8 protein-coding genes are annotated in these 5,279 nt (G+C 55.4%); all 8 read left to right on the top strand.

Translation table 11 applies throughout. The annotated features are described in order from the left end of the window. Positions 1-128: 128 nt before the first annotated feature. The gene (locus ACOYNV_RS25435; RefSeq protein WP_422902609.1) at positions 129-1,013 is read left to right on the top strand and encodes a tyrosine-type recombinase/integrase; all 885 of its coding nucleotides are present in this window, start codon (positions 129-131) and stop codon (positions 1,011-1,013) included. A 9-nt stretch (positions 1,014-1,022) separates the two neighbouring features. Further along, positions 1,023-1,187: a hypothetical protein gene (locus ACOYNV_RS25440; RefSeq protein ID WP_422902610.1), complete on the top strand. Its 165-nt coding sequence runs from the start codon at positions 1,023-1,025 to the stop codon at positions 1,185-1,187. Positions 1,188-1,267: 80 nt separating this feature from the next. After that, positions 1,268-1,540, top strand: a complete 273-nt coding sequence (locus ACOYNV_RS25445) for a hypothetical protein (RefSeq protein WP_422902611.1) — start codon at positions 1,268-1,270, stop codon at positions 1,538-1,540. A gap of 100 nt (positions 1,541-1,640) precedes the next feature. Further along, positions 1,641-2,300: a hypothetical protein gene (locus tag ACOYNV_RS25450; RefSeq protein WP_422902612.1), complete on the top strand. Its 660-nt coding sequence runs from the start codon at positions 1,641-1,643 to the stop codon at positions 2,298-2,300. Positions 2,301-2,417: 117 nt separating this feature from the next. Next, positions 2,418-2,645 (top strand): hypothetical protein, encoded by a 228-nt coding sequence (locus ACOYNV_RS25455; protein WP_422902613.1) that lies wholly within the window; start codon positions 2,418-2,420, stop codon positions 2,643-2,645. Further along, positions 2,645-2,896 (top strand): hypothetical protein, encoded by a 252-nt coding sequence (locus ACOYNV_RS25460; RefSeq protein ID WP_422902614.1) that lies wholly within the window; start codon positions 2,645-2,647, stop codon positions 2,894-2,896. Before ACOYNV_RS25455 ends, ACOYNV_RS25460 begins: the two co-directional genes overlap by 1 nt. A 46-nt stretch (positions 2,897-2,942) precedes the next feature. Next, positions 2,943-3,368, top strand: a complete 426-nt coding sequence (locus ACOYNV_RS25465) for a hypothetical protein (protein WP_422902615.1) — start codon at positions 2,943-2,945, stop codon at positions 3,366-3,368. After that, positions 3,365-4,987, top strand: coding sequence for a hypothetical protein (locus ACOYNV_RS25470; protein WP_422902616.1), 1,623 nt, complete (start codon positions 3,365-3,367; stop codon positions 4,985-4,987). The genes ACOYNV_RS25465 and ACOYNV_RS25470 overlap by 4 nt, the downstream gene beginning before the upstream one ends. Positions 4,988-5,279: the final 292 nt, after the last annotated feature.

The raw sequence follows: 5,279 nt of genomic DNA on the forward strand, positions 1-5,279 counted from the left end.
TGCACCGGATTGCAAATCCGTGTAGGTCGGTTCGACTCCGGCTCGCGCCTCCAGTATCTAGTAGTAGCAAGGGCTTGGCGGCCATTGGGACATTTTATTAATCCGTAGCGGATTTTAGGATGCCCACCATGAAAACTGAGTACCAAACCCCCAAAACAGTGGCCGAAATAGGCGCTGTTTTTCTCTCGTTGACTCCGATGCGGGACACGATGATTAAATCGCGTCTTTCTTTCTGGACGGAGCGATTCGGCACCAAGCCGATGGCCGAATTAACGCCCGACGACATCGATGCCGCCCTGGCCGAGCTGGAGACCGCCCCCGGCAAAAACGGCAAGATTAAATCCGGCCCCACCGTGAACCGTTACCGCATGGCGCTACAGTCCGCCATTCGCTTCGCCAAGCAAAAACGCCTGCTGCCGCGCGGCTGGGCATCCCCCCTGCAAGACATCCCGCAGCACAAGGAAAACCCCGGCAAGGTGCGCTTCCTGACCTTGGACGAAGAACAACGCCTCATGGATGCCGCACGGCTCCAGACCTGGGTACTGTTGCCGCTGCTGATTCGCCTGGCGATTGTTACCGGCCTGCGCCGTGGGGCCCTGCTGGGTTTGCGCTGGTTCGATCTGACCCTGGAGGGCGACGCGCCGTGTGTCACCGTGGCGCGTACGAAAAACGGCGATTCCCATATCTCGCCAATCACCCCTGACCTGATCCAAGAATTCAAGCGCATGAAACGCATCCGCTCAATGGATGACGACCTGATCTTTTCCGGCAAGCACCGGGACATGCCACACGACTTCCGGCACGGATTCATGGAAGCGTGCAAGCTGGCTGGCCTCGAGGGCGTCACCTTCCACACCTTGCGGCACACCAGCTGCTCGCGGCTGGCGCAAGCGGGCGTGGACATTCTCGCCATTGCCGAGCATGCCGGACACCGTTCATTGACCATGACCCGGCGCTACAGTCACCTGTGCATCAAGGGGCGTGCCAGTACGATAAATACCGTTTTTGCGTGAGGGTGTGCCATGACAACCGCCCAAAAAGCCATTGACCTGTTGCGTACCCAAATGACGGGCGACGATCTGCGCCGGTTGTCGGTTGCGGATCTGCGCCTGCTTGAATCCCTCTGCCATCACTGGCACCAGCTGGCCAATTATGAGCGCGAGAAAAGAAATAACACTGCCGCCTGACGGTTTCAGGCAGAACAGGCCGGGAGTTGCTCGAACATCTAACCGGCCCTGACCACAACGCAACTGACAGGAGTTACAAAATGGCTTCAAAAAATTCTAGCGGAACAACAGCGGAAAGCAATACATTGAATACGGTAGTTTGTACTTACACTGATTTTTCATGTCGATTAATTGAGGACTTGTGCGCCGCCAAAGCCCTTGTAGAGGGAACTGTTAGCCTTATCGAAAACAACGAAGATGGGACGTTTTGCGATGAGTGCGCGCTTCTTTATATGCTCCGTGAAAAACTGTCTGGAATCATCTCTGCGTTAGATCGAAGTTTTAAAGACTACACGGTCAAGATAGCCGCCTGACCGATTAAGCCACCCCCTAGCCTGGCCGGGCGACAAGGCGGAATCCTTCACCGCCTGGGGGTGGAACCCAATGAAGGAGCGCAACAGAAGGAGCGCAAGAATGGCACAAATTTACTGGTCTTATAGACCGAGAAAACATATCGATGGTCAGGCATCAATCGAAATCGACGATGCGGAATTGGATATAACCGGCAAGCAACTGCTTGAGGGTACAAAGTACCATCTTTCTGATCTTCTACCCCACGTGTGGATATGGTTCGGTTTTCCACCTGGCGACTTTGACGAACTCAATCTGTTGAACAAAAAAACGTTTGACAAAATGTACTCTGGCCAAACCATAGCCACATTTGAAAATCCAACTAACGCTCAAGTCATGCTGACACTTGGCGATTTTTTGGCGTGGTCATATTTTCTTGAAAGTCTGGCGCTAGACGCCTTGTGTGCAAACAGGCTTTCTGATTTCGTTTCACGTCACACACTCTCTGTCAGCCTTTTCAGCGCATACGAAACGCAGCTATCCTTCCTACAGGAAGACGCCGACGCACCGTGCATTCGACAAGAAATATTAAGAAATGCGATCACCGCCAATTGCACCATGGCCAGTCAGATAGCAGCTAAGCCCCACCGCGAAATTAAAGAAAAAGCGCTTGAGTTGTACCGCAACGGGAATTTCAAATCAAAAAACCAAGCCGCTGAAAAAATAGCGAATCAGGTGCACCGCTCTGTTGCAGTCGTTCGCGGATGGCTTCAGGGTATATAGCCATCATGGCCGCTATATATCCACCTTGACCGCCCCAATTTTCATGAAAATTTGATTCCCTATCCTTGAAAGCACCGTCCCAATACGCCAAGCCGGACGCTACTTTCAAGGATAAAAATGGAAAACACCAAACCTTCAGACTTTCTACCACTGAAAACGTGGTTTATCGAATATGGCCAACCTGTATTCAATTCTGACAAACTTCTGCACTACCACACCAAGCCGATTCAGCGCGACCTGATCGATGCCGGAGCAATGGCAAAAGTAGGCGTTCACCTCTTTCTGCACAAAACCCGCTTCTGGCCTGAGTACCAGCGCATTGTTAGCGCTGGAATGGTGCTCTGATGTCGACCGCTAGCGAAATCATCGGCGGCGAAGAGGCAATCGCGCTACTCGACAACCTTCTGGCCTGCCAAAGCCAAGCCGAGGCCGGGCCAGTAATCGCTGACTTCCTGGAGCAACTGGGCGCAATCAGGGGAACCAAGAACCGCAAGGGCTGTGCGGCTGGCGCTGCGGTGCCTCTGGCTGAAATCATGATGCTTGGTGTTGCTGCGGTTCGTGCACGCTCTAAGGCAGAGCGGGGTGATGCTCAGTGAAATCAATGACGGCGATGCCTGATGCCGAAGGCGATGAGGCCAAGCAATGAGTTCACCTGCTGAAAAGTTCCTTGCCCGTGCAGACGTCTACAGATACAAGGCCGGCGCAACCCACGGCGTTTTCAAGTGCCCTGCCCACGCCGATAAACGAGCTTCTGCCACCTGGCGAGAACTGGACGACGGAAGGCTACTTATCCATTGCTTTGCCGGGTGTGATGCGCCGTCAATCCTCGCGGCCATCGGTCTGGAAATGACCGACCTTTACCCCGAACGCCTGACCGACTCCGGAAAGCGTGAACGCCGCCCGTTCCTGGCCACTGACGCCCTGCGCTGCGTCGCCTTTGAAGCGCTTGTAGTTGCTGCCGCTGCGGCGGCATTGGCCACCGGCGAACCTCTATCATCGGTTGATCGTGACCGCCTCATGGTAGCTGCTGAACGCCTGACCGGTGCAGCAAGATCGGCGGGACTATGAGTAATGTAACCAGTCTCGAAGTAGCCGCTGCCAAGCTGGCAGGAAAGCAAAAACAGAAACCCACGTCGACGCCACCTGGCGACCTGTTCGCGGCTGACGGAAAGCGCATCATTCAGCATAAAAACGGCCATCTGCCGACTGTTCTCGACCTGGTAGAACGCTCGCTCAGTGAATCGCCTGAACTTCACCTGTTCCGCTACGCTAGCCGCCTGGCACGCGTCTATCAGGCCGAACAACCCAAGGACAAGAGCGTCAAGCGTCCCGCTGGGGCTATCATGGTGCATCCGGTTGAGTCGGCACACATGGCCGAACTGGCAGGCCGCGCCGCCAATCATCAAAAATGGGATTCGCGGCTTTCGGATTATGTCGCTACCGACTGCCCGCGCCGGGTAGCTGACTCATTGCTGGCTCGCGGCCATTGGCCGCGACTTCCTGACCTCGTCGGCTTCATTGAGACGCCAACGATAACGGAGGATGGCCGAGTCATTGATACCCCTGGATACGACCAGGCTAGCGGCCTGTTCTGCGCTTTCACGGCAATTCCCGGTTATCAGCGACCACCGGCCAAACCTTCCAAAAACGACGCCAGCGCCGCCGCTGGCCGCTTGCTCAGCCTGTTTGATAGCTTCCCCTTCGTGGATGCTGCCGACCGCGTTGCCATGCTGGCCGCGTTGCTGACGGCCATACAGCGCCGGTTACTTCCCGCCTCCCCTCTCATGGCGATCACTGCGCCAACAGCGGGCACCGGCAAAACCCTGTTGTGCGAGACGCTGGCCATCGTCGCAACGGCTCGCCGGGCATCCGTCCTCAGCCTGGGCCATGATGACGCCGAGTCAGAGAAGCGCCTGGCTGGTGTGTTGCTGGCCGGAGATGCCGTTATTTCGGTGGACAACATCGAGCGCCCGTTAAAGGGTGACTTACTATGCCAAGTAGCGACACAGCAATTTGTCCGGCTGCGTCCATTGGGTGGCTCTGGAATGCTCAACGTGCCGACACATTCGCTGATCGTGGCCACCGGAAACAACCTGGCCATCATTGGCGACCTTAAGCGCCGCGTGCTGATGATTCGCCTTGATGCCAAGACCGAGCGCCCGGAGCATCGAGCGTTTGACCGCGACCACCTGGCGACAATCACCGCGTTGCGCGGTGAAATCATTTCCCTGTGCCTGACCATCGTTGCCGCCTATCTCGCGGCTGGGGCACCAAAGATTGCTGGCCTGCATAACTTTGGCGGCTTTGAGCAATGGGATCGAATGGTACGCCGCCCACTGGTCTGGCTTGACCTACCCGACCCCCTCCTAACCTCTGAGGAATTACGCGAGCAAGACCCCGACCTGGAAGCCATGCGCCTGCTTTATTCAGCCTGGCAGGAGTCTTTCGGCGAGCGTCCTGTAACCGTTGCCGAAGTGATTTCCGAGGGTGCATCTGTTGGACAGAGCGCGAATGAAGAGCTCCGCGATGCGCTGCAATTGGTCTGTGCCGAGAAACCCAATAGCCGGAGGCTGAGCTACTGGATGCGCTCACACCGGGAACGCATCATCGACGGGCTGAAACTGTGCAAATCCGGTACTGATGGGCATGCCAAAGTCGCCAAATGGAAGGTTATCAAATGCGGGTGATGCGGGTGATAGCGGGTAACTTTTCTACCAACGTGAACAAAGTGTCAAAAGAAGAAATACAAGTAAACGTATACGGATGGAAATCACCCCGCAATCACCCGCATCACCCGCATCACCCGCAAACCAAACGGCGGGAATTTATCAAAAGGTACTCCGCCAGCCTGTTGCTTACGGGTACGAGACGGCGCGGATGACAGCTAGGTACAGAAATATTACGGTAGGTTCATGAATTGGTTAAGGATTGTCAATGAAGATGAAAGAACTTGTCTATGCCCTGAAAATCAGTGAATCG

This window comes from Propionivibrio sp., assembly GCF_049316945.1.
In the GTDB taxonomy this organism is placed as follows: Bacteria; Pseudomonadota; Gammaproteobacteria; order Burkholderiales; family Rhodocyclaceae; genus Propionivibrio.